Below are 19,649 nucleotides of genomic sequence, written 5' to 3'. Positions count from 1 at the left end.
TGCGAGACTGGCCGCATGGCACGCGCGACGATCATCGGATCCGGACCCAACGGCCTCGCCGCCGGGGTGGCGCTCGCCCGCACCGGCTATGAGGTCCGCGTTCTCGAGGCCGCTGACACGATCGGCGGCGGGCTGCGCACCCGAGAAGGGACGCTTCCGGGCTTCCGCCACGACGTGTGCTCCGCCGTGCATCCGGCGGCGGTATCCTCGCCGTTCTTCCACGCCTTCCGGCTCGACGAGCGCATCGAATGGATCCGCCCCGACATCTCGTTCGCCCACCCCCTCGACGGCGGCCGCGCGGCCGTCGCCTGGCGGGACATCGAGCGCACCGCCGCCGCCCTCGGACCCGACCGCGACGCCTGGCTGACCCGCCTGCGTCCGCTCAGCACGCACATCGAAGGGGTGACGGACTTCACGGGCAATCAACTCCTCCGGATGCCGGCCGACCCCGTCACCGCGGTGCGCTACGCGATCCGGATGCTCGACCAGGGCACCCCTCTCGCCCGCGTCTCGTTCCGGGCCGAGGAGGCCGCCGCCCTGATGTCGGGAGTCGTGGCCCACGCGAACTCCCCGCAGCCGACCCTCGCCGGGGCGGCAGCGGGGCTCCTCCTCGCCGCTCTCGCCCACGCCGGAGGCTGGCCCTACCCGCGCGGCGGTTCGCAGACCATCGCCGATGCACTGGTGGCCGACCTCGAAGCGCACGGGGGAACGGTCGAGACCGGTGCGCGCGTGAACGATTTGCGCACCCTGGACGCGGGCGACCCCTCCCGCGGGGACGTGCTCCTGCTGAACACCTCGCCCCGCCTCGCCCTCACCCACCCCGACGTGCCGGCCGGATACGCCAGAGCGCTCCGCGGCTACCGATACGGCGCCGCCGCGGCCAAGGTGGACTTCGCGCTCGACGGCCCCATCCCGTGGTCGAACCCGGAGGTGCGGAACGCGGTGACCCTGCACCTCGGCGGCACCCGCGACGAGGTGTGGGCGAGCGAGAACGCCGTGGCCGCGGGTCGTGTGAGCGCGCGCCCCTACGTGCTCGCCGTGCAGCCCTCCGTCTTCGACCCGACGCGCGCGCCCGAGGGCAAGGCCGTCTTGTGGGCATACATCCATGTGCCGAACGGCTCCGACCTCGACCCCACCGAGCTCATCACGGCGCAGGTGGAGCGCTTCGCGCCCGGCTTCCGGGACTTGATCCTCGCTCATCACGCGGTTCCTGCGTCGTCTCGGGAGGCCATCAACCCCGGGGAGATCGGCGGAGACATCTCCGGCGGCGTGTTCGACATCCGGCAGGCGGTGCGGCGCCCGGTGGTGTCTCCGGTGCCCTGGCGCACCCCGATGCGCGGGGTGTATCTGGCGTCGGCGTCGACTCCGCCGGGACCCGCCGTGAGCGGCATGGCCGGGTGGCACGCGGCCCGCACCGTGCTGCGCGACGCGGGGATGCCGGCCGGGCTCGACGACGTGTTCGGCTGACGCTCGGTCGCCGGCGACGCCGGGGTTCCGGAATCGAGATGCCGCGGCCAGGATGGGAGCATGCGCTACGAGATCCCCGCGCCGATGCTCGCCAAAGCGGTGCCGGCGGTTCCCGATCCGGCGAAGACCTCCGGTGGGCTCCTGTTCGAACCCAAGTGGGACGGCTTCCGCGGCCTCATGGCCTGGGACGGCGAGACCGTGGAGATCGGCTCTCGGGGCGCGAAGCCGCTCACCCGCTACTTCCCCGAGCTGGTCGAGGCGATCCCCGAGCTGCTGCCCGGACCGTGCCTGCTCGACGGGGAGATCGTCGTCGCCACCGGACCACTCGGCTCGCAGCGCCTGGACTGGGAGGCGCTGAGCCAGCGCATCCACCCGGCGGCCTCACGCGTCGCGAAGCTCGCGGCGGAGACGCCGGCGATGTTCATCGCCTTCGATCTGCTCGCCCTCGGCGACGACGACCTGTTGACGCAGCCCTTCGAGACCCGCCGGTCCCGTCTCGAGACACTCATGGATGGCGTCGAGCATCCGCTGCACATCACCCGCACGACTCGAGACCGCGACGCGGCCGTCCGCTGGCTCGCCGAATTCGAAGGAGCAGGACTCGACGGTGTCGTCGCCAAGCCCCTCGACCAGCCGTATGCGCCGGGGAAGCGGACGCTGTTCAAGATCAAGCACGCCCGCACGGCCGATGTGGTGGCGCTCGGCTACCGCACCCACAAGTCCGGCTCGGGCGTCGGATCGCTCCTGGTCGGGCTGTACGGCGACGACGGGGTGCTGCGGCAGGTCGGCGGCGTGGCCGCCTGGAGTGACGTGCGGCGGCAGGAACTCGTCGAGGAGCTCGCTCCCCTCGTCGAGCGCGACGACAGCGGCGAAGCGCTGACCGCAGAAGGCGAGCGGTCACGGTTCAGCGGCAGCAAGGACGTCTCGTTCGTGAGGCTGCGCCCCGAGCGGGTGCTCGAGGTCCGCTACGACCAGCTCGAGGGCGCCCGCTTCCGCCACACGGTGCAGTTCGAGCGGTGGCGGCCCGACCGTGACGCCCGCTCCTGCACCTACGACCAGCTCGACACGGTCGCCGGCTACGACCTCGCCGACGTCCTCCGCTGACGGGCCGTTCGCGCAAGGTCAGTCCTTCTCGGCGGGAGTACCGTCTTCGTCCCAGTTCGCGGCGACCTTCTTGCTCGGCTGTACGCGGGGCGGCTCCCCCGGCATCTTCGGGAACTCGGGCGGGAACGGCAGCTCTCCCAGTCCGTTCGCCCTGTCGCGCTCCCACCACTCCAGCAGGGTGTCGATGCGGCCGGGAGAAGCCTGCATCGTCGCCCAGGGGTCACCTACCTCCTCGAGACGCTTCGGGATACTGCGCACCGTGAACGTGCGCGGATCCAGGCCGTCGAGCTCGTCCCACTGCACCGGAGTCGACACCGTCGCCCCCGGCAGCGCGCGGGGGCTGTAGGCGCCGGCCATCGTCCGGTCTCGGTTGGCCTGGTTGAAGTCGACGAAGATCCGCTCCCCGCGCTCCTCCTTCCACCAGTTCGTGGTGACCTGCTCCGGCATCCGTCGCTCCAGTTCGCGCCCGGCCGCGATCACGCCGTGCCGCACATCCAGGAACTCGTGGGTCGGCTCGATGGGAGCGAAGACATGCAGACCGCGGTTGCCGCTGGTCTTGGCGAACGCCTCGAGTCCCGCCTCGCGCAGCACCTCGCGCAGCGTGTGCGCCGCGGTCACGGCATCCGCGAAGTCCGTGCCCGGCTGCGGGTCGAGGTCGATGCGCAGTTCGACCGGGTTGTCCGCGTCGGTCGCCAGCGACGCCCAGGGGTGGAACACGATCGTGTTCATCTGCACAGCCCAGACGATCGCGCTCGCCCTGTTGAGCACGATCTGCGGATGCTGACGTCCGCTGTTGTACGTGACGGTGACGGCGTCGACGAAGTCGGGGGTCCCCTTGGGCGGATTCTTCGAGAAGAAGCCCTCGGCACGCGGTCCGCCCGACGCACCGACGCCGTCACGGAATCGCTCGAGCGACACCGGACGGTTGCCGTTGGCCGCGAGGAAGGGATCCGCGACGAGCTGCACGTACTCGGCCAGTTCCGCCTTCGTGATTCCGAGGTCCGGCCACACCACCCGGTTCGGGCTCGACAGCGCGACATCGCGCTCTCCGTCGGAGTCGGTGATGGTCAGGGTGACACGTTCTGAGGCCATGCTCCGACCCTAGAGCGATGCTCCGACCGACGGAACCCCGCACCGCGGGGGCCACCGGCTCAGGTACCGCTCAGTCGCCGAGGGCGACAGCCAGCGCGAGAACCGGGGTGAGCGCATCCCGCTCGACGACGATCGACGGACCCGCGGAGTCGACGATCACGCCCGCCATGTCGGAATGGCTCGACAGGACCTTCGCCAGCTGCTCCGGCTCGAACGGGAGCGGACGGTCGCCGCGGCCCAGCGCGATCACCTCGAGGGGGTGGGAGAACAGCTGCAGGAAGCGGCGCCCGTCGGTGGTCTGCGCCTCGGCGATACCGGCCTGGCCGCTGCCGTCACCCTCGTTCACGGCGACCCACATGCGCTTCACCGCGAGCGCTTCGCCGACCTTGAGCGTCGAGTCCTGCTCGCGCGGAGCGGCGAGGATCGTCTTGACGGTCATGTCGACGTCGGCCTGTTCGAGCGTCTTCTGCAGCAGATCGGTGGGGAACACCACGCGATGCGGGGCGGAGGCGTTGTCGACGATGAGGCCGGCGAAGTCACCGGACACGACCTGCTGGAGCACCGAGGTCACCGGCTGCGCGACGGCAGAGGTCGCGGCGGGGTCGGCCTCGAGCTGTACCGAATCGCGCACGGCACGGGCCGAGCTGAAGGCCAGCATGAACTGCCGGTCGTCGTTGTCGCGCACGACAGCGACCGACAGCGGCTTTCCTTCGCTGATCTGCGCACGCGCGTCGCCGTTCACGCGGATGTAGAGGTGGCCCTGGAGCGCCTGACGCATCACACCGAGGAGCTGGTCGTTGCTCGCGCCCGCCTCGATCTCGGTGAGAGCCTCGCGGAGCAGCACGTTGTCCTTCATCCCGGCGACGGTCTCGGTCTGCTCGGGCGGCAGGGGCGAGGCGAGCGGAAGACGCCGTTCCTCGGGAGCTGCGGGCTGCGCAGGCGGAGCGGGCTGCACCGGACGCGGGTCCGCGGCTGCTGCCTCGGGCTGCGCATCGGAGGTCGGCAGCGCGACCTCGGGCCCGGCCTGGGCACCGACGCCGCGGAACGCCTGCACCGAGATGCCGATCGACGGCGCCTCGACGGGCTGCTCGACCTCGGTCACGGCATGATCGGCGTTCACGGCATCCGACCCGGTCGCGGTCTCCTCCGCGTCGGGCGCGGGGGTGACAGCATCGTCTGCGGACTTCTTGCGGCGGGAGAAGAGGGCCATAATCAGCCAGCCTAACCGGCATTCCCCCGCGCGCTCCGCCGGTGACCGGCGCGCGGCGCGGGCTAGATCTTCTCGATCGGCGCGACCTTGATGAGGAGCTTCTTCTGCCCCGCCGAGTCGAACCGCACGTGGGCGATGCGCTTCGCACCCTCGCCGGTCACGGCATCCACCCGCCCTTCGCCGAAGTCGACGTGACGGATGCGGTCGCCCGCCGTGAGCTCGAGGTCGCCGTTGTCGCGCATCTTGGCCGTGACCCGGTTGGGGAACTTGTCCATCGCGGTCGACAGCGGCTTCAGGGAGTCGCGACCGGGCAGCGCCTTGACGGCGAACCGGTCGCTGGAGCCGGAACCGCCGAACCCGCCCTGGCGACGGGCGTTGAGCGCCCGCGACTGCATGCCCCCGCGGGAGTTCACATCTCCCGGCGACTGCCGCCAGTCGATGAGGTTCGCCGGGATCTCCTGCAGGAAGCGGCTGGGCATCGCCACGGTGACCTCGCCGAACTGCGCTCTCGTCATGGCGAGCGACAGGTGCAGCCGCTTGCGCGCCCGTGTGATGCCGACGTAGAAGAGGCGTCGCTCCTCCTGCGGCCCACCGGGCTCTCCCGCCGAGATGCGGTGCGGGATCAGATCTTCCTCGACACCCGTGACGAAGACGGCGTCGTATTCGAGGCCCTTCGCCGTGTGCATGGTCATGAGAGAGACCGACCCGGACTCGTCGTCGAGGTCGTCGGCATCGGACACCAGCGCGACCTCGGTGAGGAAGTCGACGATCGTGCCCTCGGGGTTGTTGCGGGCGAAGTCGCGGGCGACGGCCACGAACTCGTCGAGGTTCTCGACACGGGCCTCGTCCTGCGGGTCGCGGCTGGCGCGCAGCGCGTCGAGGTAGCCGCTCTTGCCGAGCAGCACGCCCAGACCATCAGCCACGCTCGTGGGGGGCGGCACCTCGCCGGTGGCGGGAGTCAGGATCGCGGCGGCTTCGGCGAGCACGGCGTCGAGCTGCCCGATCGCCGCCTGGATCTTCGGTCCGACCCCGAGCTGACCCGGCATCGACAGCGCGTCGCGGAAGCTGATGCCGTGGTCTTCGGCGAACCGGGCGATGGCCGTCTCGGTCACATCTCCGATGCCGCGCCGCGGCTTGTTCAGGATGCGTCGCACCGACATCTCATCGGCCGGGTTCGCGACCGCGACCAGGTAGGCGAGTGCGTCCTTGATCTCGGCGCGGTCGTAGAACTTGGTGCCGCCCATGATCTTGTAGGGCACCGCGGAGCGGATGAAGATCTCTTCCAGCGCACGGGACTGCGAGTTCGTGCGGTAGAACACGGCCATCTCGGAGTACGGCATGCCCGCACGGTGCAGCGCCTCGACCTCGTCGGCGACGAACTGCGCCTCGTCGTGCTGCGAGTAGCCGGTGAAGCCGATGATGGCGTCGCCGTCGCCCTTGTCGCTCCAGAGCTTCTTGTCCTTGCGGTCGAAGTTGTTGCCGATCACCGCGTTCGCGGCGGAGAGGATGTTCTGCGTCGACCGGTAGTTCTGCTCGAGCAGCACCACGCGGGCGCCCGGGAAGTCGCGTTCGAACTCGCTGATGTTGCGGATGTCGGCACCGCGGAAGGCGTAGATCGACTGGTCGGAGTCGCCGACCACGGTGAGCGAGGCGCCCGGTTCGCCGGCATCCGCCGTGGGCGCGGGATCGGGCTCGAAGATCATCATGCCGTTGGAGGCATACGGGTCGGGGGCAGAGCCCGCAGCACCGGAGACGGGGCGGGTGAGCTCGTGGATCAGCGAGTACTGCGCGTGATTCGTGTCCTGGTACTCGTCGACGAGGATGTGCCGGAACCGGCGACGGTACGTGTCGGCGACCTGCGGGAACGCCCGGAACAGGTAGACGGTCTGACCGATGAGGTCGTCGAAGTCGAAGGCGTTGGCTTTCTGCAACTGCCGCTGGTAATCGGCGAAGACCTCGACGAAGACCCGCTCGGCCGGGTCGCTCATGTTGGCCTGCCGGGCGTAAGACTCGGCGTCGGACAGCTCGTTCTTCAGCTTGGAGATGCGCGACTGCACGGATGCCGGGGTGAGCCCGTAGGCGTCGGCCTCGTGCTCCTTGACCAGGCGCTTCAGCAGCGCGCGCGAGTCGCCGGAATCGTAGATCGTGAACGACTTCGTGTAGCCGAACTGCTGGGCCTCGCGGCGCAGGATGCGGACGCAGGCGGAGTGGAACGTCGAGATCCACATGCCGCGCGCGGCGTCGCCGATCAGTCCTTCGACGCGCTCCCGCATCTCGCCGGCGGCCTTGTTGGTGAAGGTGATCGCGAGGATCTGGCTCGGCCAGGCTTCGCGCCCGCGGAGCAGCGAGGCGATGCGGCGGGTGAGCACGCTCGTCTTGCCCGATCCGGCGCCCGCGACGATGAGGAGTGCGGGCCCGCGATAGGTGACGGCCTCGAGCTGTTGCGGGTTCAGGCCGGCGAGGAGATCGTCCTGCCCCGGGGCCCCGGAGGAGCGGGGGCCGACGGATCCGGGGACGATGAGAGGAGCTTCGGTCATGGCCTTATGAGTCTAGGCGTCGGCACCGACACTGCGGCACGAGGATGCCCCAGCCGAGGCGGCTGCGATGGGGTGCGCGGGACGACCCGCGCACCCGATCGATCTCAGACGGTGCGCGTGCGGCGTCGGACCGCCACCCCTCCCGCGACCAGGAGCATCAGTGCCAGCGCGATCGCGGCGACGGGGAACTCGGCACCGGTCGCGGCCAGACCACCCGCTCCGTCGGCGACACGGATGTCCGCCCAGCCGAGCAACACTCCATCGGCGTCGTACACCGCGATCCGATGCGCACCCAGCGCGGCATCGGTCGGTACCGTCACGGTGATCGCCCCTGCCGCGGACAGCGCGCCTGTCGCGAGCTGCACCGGGTCGGAGTACATCCACACCGCGATGTCCTCTCCCGCCGCGTCCGCGCCGACGGTGACCGTGACCTTCTGACCGCGGGTGGCGACCGCGGGATCGACCGTCACGCCGTTGCGGTTGCCGTCGACCAGGTCCGTGCCGGGCAGCGGCGGATTCTCGCCACCGGGGTTCTCGCCACCAGGGGTCTCCCCACCCGGGTTCTCGCCACCGGGATTCTCACCGTCGACGCCCGGAAGCGTTCCGGTGCGCAGCGACTCGGAGGCGAAGCCGTCGGCGAACCACCACACCGGACGCTGACCGTCGACCGAGAGCGAGGCCGGCGCGGTCGCGAAGCCCTCGTTGTTGATGTCGGGCATGCCGGCAGGACGCGCGTACTGGACAATGCCCGGCTGGGCGGTGCCGTTGAGGGTGATCTCGGCCGAACGGCCTTGGCAGCCGTCGTCGCAGACGGCCCACAGCGTGCCGCGCACGCTGTCGTAGTCGAGAGCCATCACGCCGGCGAGCCCGGGAGCGACCTCCGAGACCAGCGTCGCGGTCCCGTCACCGCGGAGGGCGAAGGCGTACACGTGGCCGTTGTCCTCGACCGCCACCAGGAACAGTCCGCCGCCGTGGCCGGCATAGTCCGCGGGCTTGTACGCCGCGTCGGTGTTGTCATCGAAGAGCTTTCCGGCGAGCGCGGCATCCGGCACCCACTGCACGGCCTCCATGCCGAGGTTCGCCCCGACGGAGGGCAGCAGCGCGGTGAGGTCCCATTCCTGCTGGGCGACGAGGTCCCCGTCCGACGCCTCCGGGTCGACCTTCAGCACCTTGTTCTGGTTCACCCCCTTGGCACCGTTGTCGCGCTCCGAGGCCACGTACACGAAGCCGTCTCCGTCGACCGTGATGCCCTCGGTGTCCGGACCTGCGGCACCCGCATCCGCGGCGTCCTTCTGGAAGCGGACCCGCTTGCCCGCATCCCAGCCGTCGACCTTCTCGACCGAGCCGTCGGCGTGCGCCTCGAGCTTCCAGATGCGCCCCTCGCCGTTGTCGACCGCCCAGAGGAACGCGCCGTCGGCGGTCTCCTGCACGTCGAGCCCCGAGCTGTCCTCGAGGAACGTCGGGATGCTGTCGAGCACGCGGACCTCGGCCGATCCGGGCCACGGCGAGACGGTGACCTCGCCGGCGCAGACGTTCGCGGCGCCCTTCGAGGACGCGGTCGTCGCGGCGAAGGCACCCGTCGTGTCGGGGCAGCGCCCCCAGGTGATGGCTGCGTGTCCCTCGCCCCAGCTGGTCTCGTCGACGAGCAGCTCGCCGTCGAACAGTCGCACCGCGTCGCCGCCGCCCAGGCCGAAGCCGAGCTGCTCGCGCTCGATGACGAGGTACTCCCCCGCGCCGATGCGGGTTCCGTCCGGGATCGAATAGGCGTGGGTGTCGTCGTCGTCCTTCACCACGATGCCCGAGACGTCGAGCGCCGCGTCGGTCGGGTTCACGAGCTCCACCCAGTCGTCGGGCGAGCCGCCGTCGGACTCGACCTCGTTGAGGCGCACCGGATTGCCGCAGGCGTTGCGCAGCCCCTTGGTCGAGACCGCGACATCGACGAAGTCACCGGAGCCGTCGGCGCAGCGCGCCAGCACGCCCGCAGCGTGGGCGGTGTACACATGCTCGTCGACGGTGTTGCCGTTCGCATCGCGGACCGTCACGGTGTCGCCGTTGCCGAGACCGAAGACGAAGTTCGCCGGCTGGTCGAAGACGAAGTACGCGCCCGGCTGCAACGTCGTGCCGACCGGCAGCGGTGTGGTCTCACCCGCATGACCGCTGGGGTCGCTGTCCATGACGCTCCAGCCCGACAGATCGACGGCCGTGCTGCCGGTGTTCGCGACCTCGACCCAGTCGGTGGTGTCGCCGTTCGACTCGATCTCGTTGATCACGACGTCGGGCATGACGCACGAGTTGGCGGCTCCGGGCGTCGAATGAGCGAGTACGAACGCGCCGACACCGTCCGGGCAGCGTGCGAGCGTGGCGGCGGAGAAGTCTCCGTCGATCGCCGCGTGCCCCTCCCACGGGAGGGTGTCGTCGATCTGCGCTGCTGCTGCGTCGAACAGGCGGATGCGGTCGGCGCTGCCGATGCCGATGGGGTCGCGGAACGCGGCCTCGGCTCCTCCGACGAGACCGATCGTGCCCTCATCGACGACGAGGAACTCGCCCGCTCCGATCTGCGTGCCGGCCAGGAACTGCCAGCGGTGATCGTCGGAGTTGTCGCGGATCTCGTAGCCCGAGATGTCGAGCGCCTCGGTTCCGGGGTTGTAGAACTCGACCCAGTCGGCGGGCTGCGAGTCGACCTCGTTGATCACGATGGAGCCGGCGACGGGAGCGACCGTGCAGTCGTTCGCTGCGCCGGGGGTCGCTGTCGTGGCATGTGCCCACTCGCCCGTGCCGTCGGCGCACCGGGCCCACACCGACAGCGGCGCGGTGTTCTCGTAGGCATAGGAGTCGGCCTCGGCGCCGCTCGGGTCGAAGAGCACGACCTCGTCGCCCTTGCCGAGTCCGAACGGGAAGTCGATGTCCTTCACGAGGACGAGGAACTCGCCGGGAGCGAGCGACGTGCGCTCCGGAGCCTCCCCGAAGCTGTCGCGCTTCTCGTCGGCGACCTTCCAGCCGGCGAGATCGACCGTCTCGGTGCCCGCGTTGTAGATCTCGATCTGGTCGGCGAGGCCGGTCGCCGCGTCGTCGTAGACGATCTCGTTGAGCACGAGGCTCGGCGCGGCCGAGACCTTCTCCGCCGGGCGGATGCCGGGAGAGGCGCCGATGGCGGCGGCGGGAGTGGCGAGCAGGGCGGCGGCGCTCAGTGCGCACACCGCCGCGACCGCGGCTGCGGATTGCAGGCGGGGCATGGAGGACTCCTGGGGGTCGGCCGGCAGGCCCCAGGCGGGGCCCGACCGGACTCAGTCGGGTACCAGCCCAGACCACCGATCCCGCGTGGCCGCGAGGAATCCCTCCGGTGCACGGAAGGTGAACGGGAGGTGGCGACTTCCCGTTCCCCTTCCGTTCTCACATCCTCAGGCGATGCGGGTGCCCGGCGGCAGACGCTTCGCGGGCGTCCGCGTACGTGCCCATGCCCCGGCGAACAGCGATCCGGCGATGACGATCTGCACCCCGAGTCCCACGAACCAGCTGGGCACCGACGAGTCCATGATCTCCTCCGGCGTGCGGTAGCCGCCGTTCGGGTCGCACTCGTCCCAGCGCTGTTCGAGCGGCGACTGCTGCGCGCTGCGCACGCCGAGCTTGATCTGGCCGAACAGGTCGACCGGGTAGCCCTCGGGCGAGAACTCCGTGGGGGTCGCATCGGCGAGCACGACGAACGGGTTGGCCGACAGCGCCCACCAGACGTAGTCGAATCGCGGCACCTCGTAGGTGGTGCCGACCTCCCACTCGTCGCAGATGGGGGCGCCGTTCGCGTCGTACGGGCGCGAGTATGTCGTCGCCTCGCTGCGCACGGCCATGCCGCCCAGCCCGAAGGCGATGAGCGTGCCGAACACGAGGCCGGCGACCACGAGATACGTCGCCGCGACCGAGAACAGCGGGCGGGCGATGAGTCCGCTCAGGCCGACGCCGATGGCCGCGACCACGATGATCTCGACCGCGAGCACGAGCAGCGAGACCAGCAGCACGAGCGCATCCGCTCCCCCGCCCAGGAGCGACAGGGCGAGGAACGGCACGGCGACGAGCAGGAAGGCGCCGCCGGTCGCGATGGCGGCGAGGAGCTTGCCGAGCATGATGTCACCGGTCGACGCCGCGGTCACCTGGACCGCGGCGAGGGTCGCCGCATCACGGTCGCCGTTGATCGCGTTGCCGCTGAGGGTCGGCGAGACCAGCACGACCAGCAGCAGCACGATGTTGACGACGATGGAGTAGACGCCGGCACCGACGAAGTCGCCCCAGGAGTACACGGCGAACGCGAGTCCGGTGACCCCGAGCAGGATGAGGGCGAAGACACCCAGGAGGACGTACCAGCCGACGCTCCGCAGCCGCTGGGTCAGTTCGAGTCGGGCGATGATCCCGATGTTCGCGAGGCTCATGCTCCCGTCTCCGTTCCGGTCGGTGCTGCGGGGGCGGGTGGCGCCGGAGGCGCGGCGGGTGGTGCGGCGGGGGAAGCGGGCGCAGGCGCCGCCGGATGCTGCGCTCCGGAGGCGGCGGCCTGCGGCAGCGGCGCATGCGACAGGTTGAGGAACGTGTGCTCCAGATCGCTCTGCGCCGGGGCGAACTCCGCTACCGGCAGGCCCGCCTCGACGAGCCGGCGCAGCGACTGCGCCGCAGCGTCTTCACCGGCGAATCCGACGAGTACCGCTCCGCGATCCGTGGCGAGGGAGTCCGGGGACAGGCCGAGGTTCGATGCCACCTGCCAGGTGTCGGCGTTCAGACGTTCCGGCGTCGCGCCGGCCAGGCGCACGCGCCACGCGCGCACAGAGGTCTGCAGGGGAGCCGCGTCCACCACGGCACCGGCCACGAGGAAGACCGAATCGTCGACCACCTCCTCCAACTCCGAGAGGATGTGGCTCGAGATCAGCACCGTGCGCCCCTCGGCGGCCAGGCGACGCAGCAGCTCGCGCAGTTGGACACGCGCCTCGGGGTCGAGTCCGGATGCCGGCTCGTCGAGAAGCAGCACCTGGGGGTCGTGCACGAGGGCGCGGGCGAGGCCGAGCTTCTGCTTCTGTCCCCGCGACAGCACCTTCGCGGGCGAGTCCGCGAGCTCCCCAAGCCCGACGAGTGTGAGCAGCTGCTGCGCCCGCGCGGCGGCGTCCGGCTTCTCGATGCCGTACAGGCGGGCGGTGGTGACGATGGTCTCCCGCGCCGTGAGCGACGGCCAGGCGCCGAGTGCGTCCGGCATCCAGCCCAGCAGACGCCGAGCCGCGAGCGGGTCGACCGACGGGTCGACGCCGCCGATGCTGATCGTCCCGCTGTCCGGGGCGAGGAGTGAGGCGAGCATGAGGAGCAGCGTCGTCTTGCCCGCTCCGTTCGGCCCGACCAGCCCGGTCACGCGGCCCGGCTCGGCTCGCAGGGTGGCCCCTCGCACCGCCTGCACCGTTCCGAACGCTCTACTGACGTCTTGCACCACGATTCCGGTCATGCGGTCAGTCTGGCATCCGGACCGCCGCGCGCCCGGGACCTCGGGGCGGATGCTCAGACACCGAGCCTCGGGGGTGACACAATCTCCCCATGCGCACGATCCTCAACATCATCTGGGTCATCCTGGCCGGATGGGCCCTGTTCCTCGGGTACGTCCTGGCCGGCATCCTGCTGTGCATCCCGATCATCACGATCCCGTGGGCGATCGCCTCGTTCCGTATCGCCGCGTACGCGATCTGGCCGTTCGGGCGCGAGGTCATCAGCAAGCCGACGGCCGGCGTCGGCTCGTTCCTCGGCAACGTCCTGTGGGTGATCCTCGCCGGCTGGTGGCTCGCGATCGGCCACATCGTCTCCGGCATCCTGCTGTGCGTCACGATCATCGGCATCCCGATGGGAATCGCCGACTTCAAGATGGTCCCGATCTCGCTCATGCCGCTCGGCAAGGAGATCGTCTCCACCCGTCGCGGCGCGTTCGACCGCACTCTCTGACCCGGCCCCCGCCTACACTGGGGCGATGGATGCCGCCCGCCTGATCGCCTGGGATCACGAGCTCCGCTCGGCGCACTCGCGCCTGCGCGCGGCGCTCGCCGCCACCCGTGAGGCCCTCGATCAGGGCGGCTCGGCGCCCGATGCCACGTCCGAGCTCGTGCTCTTCTGCATCGGCTTCTGCACGGCTCTCGACGGCCACCACGGCGCCGAGGACCGCATGCTCTTCCCCGCGCTGCGCACGGAGCATCCCGAACTCGGTGGCGTGATCGACAAGCTCATGCAGGACCACTCGATGCTCGCCCACCTGCTCGGCTCGCTGCGCACCGCGGCGGAGCGGGGAGATGATGCGCCCACCATCGCCGGGCACCTCGACGGCATCGCCGCGATCATGGAGTCGCACTTCCGGTTCGAGGAGCGCGAGATCCTCGAACCGCTGCGCGCACTAGCGCTCGACGGCGACGTGAAGACCGTCCTCGGTCCGCTCTGACGAACGGTCGGCCGGAGACGCCTCCGCTCAGCTGCGGAAGAACGCGACGCCCAGATCGGGATGGTCCACGAACACGCCGTCGATACCCTGGCGCGCGATGACGCCCCACTCCGACTCGTAGTCCCCGAACGCCGAGCGCCCTCCCGAGCCGCGGAACTCCGGCGACAGGAACGCGTTCTCCGGCCGGCACGTCCACGTGAAGACCGCGAGGCCGCGCGCATGCGCATCGGCGACGATCGTGTTGCCGCGGTCGAGCAGCATCTTCTTGTTGACGCTGATGCCGTCGACACGTCCGACGAGGCCGTCGAGCCCCTGCGGGGTGACGGTCGCCTTGTACGTGAGCGCCTGCTTGCCTTCGGCCACCAGCCGGTCGTACGGGCGACCGGTCGCCTCGATCAGGTAGATGTACGACGCCGCGACGCCGCGCTCCCGCAGCTGCCCGAGCACCGTCGACTCGAAGCACTCGATCACCAGCGGCAGCTCTCCGTCGGCCCACCCCGCATCCCGCAGCTCACGCTCGATCAACGGAGCCAGATCGAGGCCGATGCTCGCGAAGTACGTGGCGTGCTTGACCTCGAGCACCACACCGATCTCTCGGCCGTGCTCGACCGAGCCGTCGCGCACGATGTCGAGCACGTCCCGCAGGCGGAGGATGGCCTGCGAGTCGTCGAAGCTCGCGCTCGACACCCGCACCTCGGGCAGGCGCTCGCGTCCGCGCAGAGTCGACAGCTCCGCCCAGGTGAAGTCCTCGGTGAACCAACCGGTCAGCGCCTGTCCGTCGACGCGCTTGGTCGTCTTTCGGTCGGCGAACTCCGGATGCAGGGCGACGTCGGTCGTGCCCGAGATCTCGTTCTCATGCCGCACGACGAGGACGCCGTCCTTGGTGGCCACGACGTCGGGTTCCACGGCATCCACGCCCATGGCGAGCGCGAGCTCGTAGGAGGAGCGGCTGTGCTCCGGTCGGTAGCCGGGCGCACCGCGGTGCCCGATGACGAGGGGTGATTTCCTGGGCACGCTCTCAGCGTAGAACACGCCTGGAGCGGCACCACCCGAGTATCGTGGAGGCAAGAGACCTACAACCCCCTTTGGAGTGAGGCCCACCAATGAGCAACTTCGCTTTCAACAACCCTGCTTTCCAGCAGCAGGACCCGCGCAACGTCGCGACCTACCCGGGCGGACCTCAGGCTGCTCAGGGCGCGCAGAACGCCTCGCTCCAGCACGGGGCGATGGATGTCGCGGCCAACGCGCAGCTCGAGGGCATGTACGCCGCACCGCCTGCCGGTGCGATCGAGACCGACCGGATGTCCGTCGAGGACACCGTCTGGAAGACCGCCGGCCTGTTCGCCATCCTGCTCGTCACCGCAGCCGTCGGCTGGGTGTGGACGCTCGGTGGGATCGACGCTCCGCCGTACAACCCCCAGAACCCGGCGCCCGTCAACATGATGCCGTGGATCATCGGTGCGCTCGGCGGCTTCGTGCTCGCGATGGTCATCACCTTCACCTCGCGCAAGAAGGTGCGACCCGCGCTGATCTTCGCCTACGCCGCGCTCGAGGGCCTCTTCATCGGTGGCATCTCGGCGTTCTTCGAGGTCATCTACCCCGGCATCGTGTTCCAGGCCACCCTCGCGACCGTCTCGGTCGTCGGCGTGACCCTGGCCCTCTTCGCAAGCGGCAAGATCCGCGCGTCGAAGAAGGCGACCAAGATCTTCATGATCGCGATGATCGGCTACCTGGTCTTCTCGCTGCTGAACCTCGTCCTCATGTGGACCGGCGTCCTGCCGCAGGATCAGGCGTTCGGCATGCTCAGCGCCACCATCATGGGCATCCCGCTCGGCGTCATCATCGGCGTCCTCGTCGTGATCATGGCCGCGTACTCGCTGGTGCTCGACTTCGACCAGATCCAGCAGGGCGTCCGCAACGGCGCTCCCCGCCAGTACGGCTGGCTCGGTGCCTTCGGCATCATGGTCACGGTCGTCTGGCTCTACGTCGAGATCCTGCGCATCATCGCGATCGTCCGCGGCAACAACTGACGCGAACCGCAGTACGAAAGGCCCGTCTCCCTTGCGGAGGCGGGCCTTTTGGCACATCCGGGGAGGTGCGCGCAAGGGGTTGTCGTGCGGTCGCGAAGACCGGCAGTGTGGGTGTTACGAGCCCTGGCCCCCCGGGGCTCCCGACACATAGGAGCTGACCATGAGTTTTCTCGGCTTTCTTCTCCTCGGCCTCATCGCCGGGGCCATCGCCAAGCTGATCCTGCCCGGCAAGCAGGGTGGCGGGTGGTTCATCACCCTCCTTCTCGGTGTCGTCGGCGCCCTGCTCGGCGGCTGGCTCGGCAGCCTGATCCTCAACCGCCCGCTGACCGAGTTCTGGGATCTCGGCACCTGGCTCCTCGCCATCGCCGGTTCGATCATCGTCCTGCTGATCTACGGCTTGATCGCGGGTCGCGGTCAGAAGGTCAACGACTGACGCTCCCGCATCCTCGACGCCCGTCCCCTTCGGCAGCCTCGCGCTTCCCGAAGGGGGCGGGTCATTTCTCTGCGCCGGCGGCTTTCCGCTCGAGCAGCGACCGTTCGCGATCGTTGCCCGCGAGGCCGGCGGCGACCGCGAACTCGCTCCGTGCCTCCTCTTCGCGCCCGAGCCGCCGCAGCAACTCCCCCCGGGTCGCGGGCAGCAGGTGGTACCCGCGCAGCGCTCCCGAGCTCGAGAGCTGATCGATGATGCGCAACGCGGATGCCGGGCCGGTCGCCATCGCTACAGCGGCGGCACGGTTGAGCTCCACGACCGGCGAGGGTGCTATCCGGCCGAGCGCCTCGTAGAGGAGCACGATGCGGTCCCAGTCGGTGTCGTCGACGGATGCCGCCACGGCATGACACTCGGCGATCGCGGCCTGCAGGCAGTAGGCACCCCGACCGCGACCGAGCGCGTCGGCCGTCGCGAGTGCTGCTCGACCACGGGTGATGCGCCCGCGATCCCACCGCCCACGGTCTTGATCGGCGAGCAGCACGGGGTCGCCGTTTCCGTCCACACGCGCAGCGAACCGGGCCGCCGTCAGCTCCATCAGCGCCAGCAGGCCGTGCACCTCGGGCTCGCGCGGCATCAGCGCCGCGAGCACCCTGCCGAGACGAATGGCCTCGTCGCTCAGCTCGGGCCGCATCCATTCCGGGCCGCTGCTCGCCGCATGCGCCTCGTTGAAGATCAGGTACAGCACGCCGAGGATGGCACTCAGACGCGCGGCATATTCCTCGCGGGGCGGCACCTCGAAGGGTACGTTCGCCGCCGCGAGCGTCTTCTTCGCCCGCACGATGCGCTGCTGCACGGTCGCCGTCGGTACGAGGAAGGCACGGGCGATCTCCTCGCTCGACAGGCCACCGACCACCCGCAGCGTCAGGGCGACCTGCGCCTCCTTCGACAGCACCGGGTGGCAGGCGATGAAGATCAGGCGCAGCACGTCGTCGTCGACGGCATCCGGGTCCCACAGCACGTCCGGAGACTCGGCCTGCTCCCGCTCCAGGTCGCGGGCGAGAGCGGCGACCCGGGCATCCAGACGCTCCGCCCGGCGCCATCCGTCGATCGCCTTGCGCTTCGCCACCGCCGTGAGCCAGGCCCCGGCGTTGCGCGGCACCCCCTCGACGGGCCACTGCCGGAGCGCATCGACCAGCGCCTCCTGGGCGAGGTCCTCCGCGAGCCCGAAATCGCCGACCATGCGGGTGAGCGCCCCCACGATGCGCGCGGACTCGATGCGCCATACCGCGGCGACCGCGCGCTCCGCCGACCCGTCATCGGGGGCGGAGCGCTCGGCCTCGTCGTTCGCGGATCCGTCCATCACTGCTGTGCGCGCTGGGCCTGCTCCTCGCGCCAGCCGGCTTCCTTCTCGATCCACTCGTTGTCGGCCGGGAAGTCCTCGACGCCGGTGACCCGGCGCACTTCGAGGAACGATCCGGCACCGAGGGGTGCACGGCTCGCCCATTCGGCAGCTTCCTCGCGCGACGAGACCTCGAGGATCCAGAAGCCGTTGAACAGCTCCTTGGTCTCTCCGTAGGGGCCGTCGGTGATGAGCGGCTTCTCCGCGCTGAAGTCGACGACGAATCCCTTGGCGGCATCGGTCAGGCCCTCGCCCGCGACCAGCACGCCGGCCTTCATCATCGACTCGTTGTACTTGCCCATGGCCTCGATGACCTGCTCGAAGGGCATCTCCTTGTATGCCTCGACGGCGGTGTCGTCTGCGCGCATGATGAGCATGAACTTCATGATGTTCTCCTTGTTCGAAGGGCCGTCTCTCGACCCTCTCATTCCAGACGTCGAACGGGAATGCCGCGGATCGACATCGGCGACGGAAATCTTCGAGATTTCTTTCGCGGTCGCGAGGAGCGCATCGTCACCCCGACTCCGGGGCCGAGGAGAGCGGGGGTGTCAGCGACGCGGTGGCGCGGAAGCGACCGCAGCGATCACGGCGGTGAGGGCATCGAGTGAGCGCTCCGGGCTCCACGCCGCAGCGACCGTCGGGGCCTCGGCGCTCAGCGCCGCGAGCCGATCGGGTTCGGTCAACAGGGAACGGATCGCGTCGCCCAGCGCGTCGACGTCTCCGCTCGGCACCAGGGCACCGCCGCCCTGCTGCAGCACGTCGCGGATGCCGTAGCGCACGTCGTACGAGATCACGGGAGTGCCGTGCAGCAGCGCTTCGACCACGCCGAGGGGCTGCCCCTCGAAGGCCGTGGAGGTGACCAGGATCGACGCCCGGTCGAGAACCGTCGCGGGTGAGTCCGTGTATCCGGCGAGCACGACGCGGTCTCCGGCGTCGAGCTCCTCGATCAGAGCGTGCAGGCGCTCCTGCTCCGGGCCGCCGCCCCAGATCTCCATCCGGGCACCGGGCACGTCGGCCGCAAGGAAGGCGCGGATCGCGTGATCGATGCGCTTTCCCGGTGCGAGGCGGCCCAGCACCACGACGAGGCCGTCTTCGCGCAGGTCGTCCCGACCCTCGACGGGAGCGATCGGATTGGGCACGACCGCGTGCAGAGCCGAATCCCCGAACCGGGCCACGACGTCGTCACGCTGCGTGGCGGTGGGCCAGATCACGGCGTCGAACCGGTCAGCAAGGCGGAACCACCGGGTCCAGAGCGTGTTCATGGTCGCGTCCGGCGTATAGGGCGCCTCGACGTGCATGGTGTGAATGGTGTGGACGATGCGCACCCGCGGATCCGACCAGTCCGCGATGAGCTCTCCGAGCTGGCGAGACTCACAGATCACGACGATGCGACGGTCACCGAACGCGGCCGCCACATGATCGAGCCACGCGCGGTAGAGACCGCGGAAACCGTGCAGCGCGCCGGCGACCTCGCCGGCGCCGTCGTAGACCAGGACCGGCTCCGCGGTGAGGTGCCAGTCGGGGTTGCCCGGGATGACCGGGAGCGCCGCGAACGGGCGCCCGTCGGCATCGGTCAGCACACGGTACTCGACGTCGGGGTCGGCGGTGACGGCGGCATCCGCTGCCGCACGCAGCCATCCGGCCGCTCCCCCGTCGGACGCGACCGCTTCATCGAAGAGGTTGCGCATCCGCGACGGGTCGGTGAGCGCCCCCTGTTCCGCGAACGTCCTGCGGTGGGCAGCGTGATCGGCCGCGGTTCCCGGGTCGAACGTCAGGAGCTGCGGGCCGGCCCCCTCGGCGACGCCGGCACCGGCCAGCTGCCGGGCGCGCGCGAGCGTCGCGATCGTGTACCCGCCGTCCAGACCCGGGATCAACCGGCTGGACAGCACCAGGTACTCGGCGTCGGGCAGAGCCGGCGCCGTATGGGGGAGCATGGTG

At 70.1% G+C, this 19,649-nt stretch carries 16 protein-coding genes; 6 read left to right on the top strand and 10 right to left on the bottom strand.

Annotated elements, in window-relative coordinates; translation table 11 throughout:
* Positions 1-15 precede the first annotated feature (15 nt).
* Positions 16-1,467, top strand: a complete 1,452-nt coding sequence (locus ACCO44_RS05180) for a phytoene desaturase family protein (protein ID WP_372468738.1) — start codon at positions 16-18, stop codon at positions 1,465-1,467.
* Between the two features lie 60 nt (positions 1,468-1,527).
* On the top strand, positions 1,528-2,571 hold the full coding sequence (locus ACCO44_RS05175) for an ATP-dependent DNA ligase (RefSeq protein ID WP_372468736.1): 1,044 nt from the start codon (positions 1,528-1,530) through the stop codon (positions 2,569-2,571).
* A gap of 18 nt (positions 2,572-2,589) precedes the next feature.
* Here ACCO44_RS05175 and ligD read toward each other — a convergent pair whose 3' ends face one another.
* The 6 genes from ligD to ACCO44_RS05145 all read right to left on the bottom strand — a co-directional run bounded on the left by ligD (position 2,590) and on the right by ACCO44_RS05145 (position 12,877).
* A complete protein-coding gene (ligD, locus tag ACCO44_RS05170; RefSeq protein WP_372468734.1) occupies positions 2,590-3,663 on the bottom strand; it encodes a non-homologous end-joining DNA ligase in 1,074 nt (357 codons plus the stop codon).
* 70 nt (positions 3,664-3,733) lie between these two features.
* A complete protein-coding gene (locus ACCO44_RS05165; protein WP_105711591.1) occupies positions 3,734-4,873 on the bottom strand; it encodes an SseB family protein in 1,140 nt (379 codons plus the stop codon).
* 62 nt (positions 4,874-4,935) lie between these two features.
* Positions 4,936-7,410, bottom strand: a complete 2,475-nt coding sequence (locus ACCO44_RS05160) for an ATP-dependent helicase (protein WP_105711592.1) — start codon at positions 7,408-7,410, stop codon at positions 4,936-4,938.
* 104 nt (positions 7,411-7,514) lie between these two features.
* Entirely contained in the window at positions 7,515-10,643 is a 3,129-nt protein-coding gene (locus ACCO44_RS05155; protein WP_372468732.1) for a lamin tail domain-containing protein, read from the bottom strand.
* Positions 10,644-10,808: 165 nt separating this feature from the next.
* Complete coding sequence (locus tag ACCO44_RS05150; RefSeq protein ID WP_105711594.1) at positions 10,809-11,828, bottom strand: ABC transporter permease; 1,020 nt, start codon at positions 11,826-11,828, stop codon at positions 10,809-10,811.
* Positions 11,825-12,877 (bottom strand): ABC transporter ATP-binding protein, encoded by a 1,053-nt coding sequence (locus ACCO44_RS05145; RefSeq protein ID WP_372468730.1) that lies wholly within the window; start codon positions 12,875-12,877, stop codon positions 11,825-11,827. Before ACCO44_RS05145 ends, ACCO44_RS05150 begins: the two co-directional genes overlap by 4 nt.
* A gap of 89 nt (positions 12,878-12,966) precedes the next feature.
* On the opposite strand from ACCO44_RS05145, the gene ACCO44_RS05140 reads away from it, so the two are divergent.
* Both ACCO44_RS05140 and ACCO44_RS05135 read left to right on the top strand, forming a co-directional pair.
* Complete coding sequence (locus tag ACCO44_RS05140; RefSeq protein ID WP_029262278.1) at positions 12,967-13,365, top strand: YccF domain-containing protein; 399 nt, start codon at positions 12,967-12,969, stop codon at positions 13,363-13,365.
* A gap of 25 nt (positions 13,366-13,390) precedes the next feature.
* On the top strand, positions 13,391-13,852 hold the full coding sequence (locus ACCO44_RS05135; protein ID WP_372468728.1) for a hemerythrin domain-containing protein: 462 nt from the start codon (positions 13,391-13,393) through the stop codon (positions 13,850-13,852).
* Positions 13,853-13,879: 27 nt separating this feature from the next.
* Here the strand turns inward: ACCO44_RS05135 and ACCO44_RS05130 are convergent, their stop codons facing one another.
* The gene (locus tag ACCO44_RS05130; protein WP_372468727.1) at positions 13,880-14,866 is read right to left on the bottom strand and encodes a glycerophosphodiester phosphodiesterase family protein; all 987 of its coding nucleotides are present in this window, start codon (positions 14,864-14,866) and stop codon (positions 13,880-13,882) included.
* A gap of 89 nt (positions 14,867-14,955) precedes the next feature.
* Between ACCO44_RS05130 and ACCO44_RS05125 the strand changes: the two genes are divergently transcribed.
* On the top strand, positions 14,956-15,882 hold the full coding sequence (locus ACCO44_RS05125) for a Bax inhibitor-1/YccA family protein (RefSeq protein ID WP_372468726.1): 927 nt from the start codon (positions 14,956-14,958) through the stop codon (positions 15,880-15,882).
* 160 nt (positions 15,883-16,042) lie between these two features.
* Positions 16,043-16,315, top strand: coding sequence for a GlsB/YeaQ/YmgE family stress response membrane protein (locus tag ACCO44_RS05120; protein WP_017203627.1), 273 nt, complete (start codon positions 16,043-16,045; stop codon positions 16,313-16,315).
* Between the two features lie 61 nt (positions 16,316-16,376).
* Here ACCO44_RS05120 and ACCO44_RS05115 read toward each other — a convergent pair whose 3' ends face one another.
* The 3 genes from ACCO44_RS05115 to ACCO44_RS05105 all read right to left on the bottom strand — a co-directional run bounded on the left by ACCO44_RS05115 (position 16,377) and on the right by ACCO44_RS05105 (position 19,645).
* The gene (locus ACCO44_RS05115; protein WP_372468724.1) at positions 16,377-17,672 is read right to left on the bottom strand and encodes an RNA polymerase sigma factor; all 1,296 of its coding nucleotides are present in this window, start codon (positions 17,670-17,672) and stop codon (positions 16,377-16,379) included.
* Entirely contained in the window at positions 17,672-18,097 is a 426-nt protein-coding gene (locus ACCO44_RS05110; protein ID WP_372468722.1) for a YciI family protein, read from the bottom strand. Before ACCO44_RS05110 ends, ACCO44_RS05115 begins: the two co-directional genes overlap by 1 nt.
* A gap of 162 nt (positions 18,098-18,259) precedes the next feature.
* A complete protein-coding gene (locus ACCO44_RS05105) occupies positions 18,260-19,645 on the bottom strand; it encodes a glycosyltransferase (RefSeq protein WP_372468721.1) in 1,386 nt (461 codons plus the stop codon).
* Positions 19,646-19,649 lie beyond the last annotated feature (4 nt).

This window comes from Microbacterium maritypicum (assembly GCF_041529975.1).
In the GTDB taxonomy this organism is placed as follows: Bacteria; Actinomycetota; Actinomycetes; order Actinomycetales; family Microbacteriaceae; genus Microbacterium.
This window is presented reverse-complemented; position numbering and strand designations above follow the sequence as displayed.

What these genes read in the sequence shown, in the direction of transcription:
- ACCO44_RS05110 (WP_372468722.1), bottom strand. Translation starts at nt 18,097, where the DNA reads ATGAAGTTCATGCTCATCATGCGCGCAGACGACACCGCCGTCGAGGCA.
- ACCO44_RS05180 (WP_372468738.1), top strand. Translation starts at nt 16, where the DNA reads ATGGCACGCGCGACGATCATCGGATCCGGACCCAACGGCCTCGCCGCC.
- ACCO44_RS05175 (WP_372468736.1), top strand. Translation starts at nt 1,528, where the DNA reads ATGCGCTACGAGATCCCCGCGCCGATGCTCGCCAAAGCGGTGCCGGCG.
- ACCO44_RS05135 (WP_372468728.1), top strand. Translation starts at nt 13,391, where the DNA reads ATGGATGCCGCCCGCCTGATCGCCTGGGATCACGAGCTCCGCTCGGCG.
- ACCO44_RS05160 (WP_105711592.1), bottom strand. Translation starts at nt 7,410, where the DNA reads ATGACCGAAGCTCCTCTCATCGTCCCCGGATCCGTCGGCCCCCGCTCC.
- ACCO44_RS05150 (WP_105711594.1), bottom strand. Translation starts at nt 11,828, where the DNA reads ATGAGCCTCGCGAACATCGGGATCATCGCCCGACTCGAACTGACCCAG.
- ACCO44_RS05140 (WP_029262278.1), top strand. Translation starts at nt 12,967, where the DNA reads ATGCGCACGATCCTCAACATCATCTGGGTCATCCTGGCCGGATGGGCC.
- ACCO44_RS05120 (WP_017203627.1), top strand. Translation starts at nt 16,043, where the DNA reads ATGAGTTTTCTCGGCTTTCTTCTCCTCGGCCTCATCGCCGGGGCCATC.
- ligD (WP_372468734.1), bottom strand. Translation starts at nt 3,663, where the DNA reads ATGGCCTCAGAACGTGTCACCCTGACCATCACCGACTCCGACGGAGAG.
- ACCO44_RS05105 (WP_372468721.1), bottom strand. Translation starts at nt 19,645, where the DNA reads ATGCTCCCCCATACGGCGCCGGCTCTGCCCGACGCCGAGTACCTGGTG.
- ACCO44_RS05155 (WP_372468732.1), bottom strand. Translation starts at nt 10,643, where the DNA reads ATGCCCCGCCTGCAATCCGCAGCCGCGGTCGCGGCGGTGTGCGCACTG.
- ACCO44_RS05165 (WP_105711591.1), bottom strand. Translation starts at nt 4,873, where the DNA reads ATGGCCCTCTTCTCCCGCCGCAAGAAGTCCGCAGACGATGCTGTCACC.
- ACCO44_RS05115 (WP_372468724.1), bottom strand. Translation starts at nt 17,672, where the DNA reads ATGGACGGATCCGCGAACGACGAGGCCGAGCGCTCCGCCCCCGATGAC.
- ACCO44_RS05125 (WP_372468726.1), top strand. Translation starts at nt 14,956, where the DNA reads ATGAGCAACTTCGCTTTCAACAACCCTGCTTTCCAGCAGCAGGACCCG.
- ACCO44_RS05145 (WP_372468730.1), bottom strand. Translation starts at nt 12,877, where the DNA reads ATGACCGGAATCGTGGTGCAAGACGTCAGTAGAGCGTTCGGAACGGTG.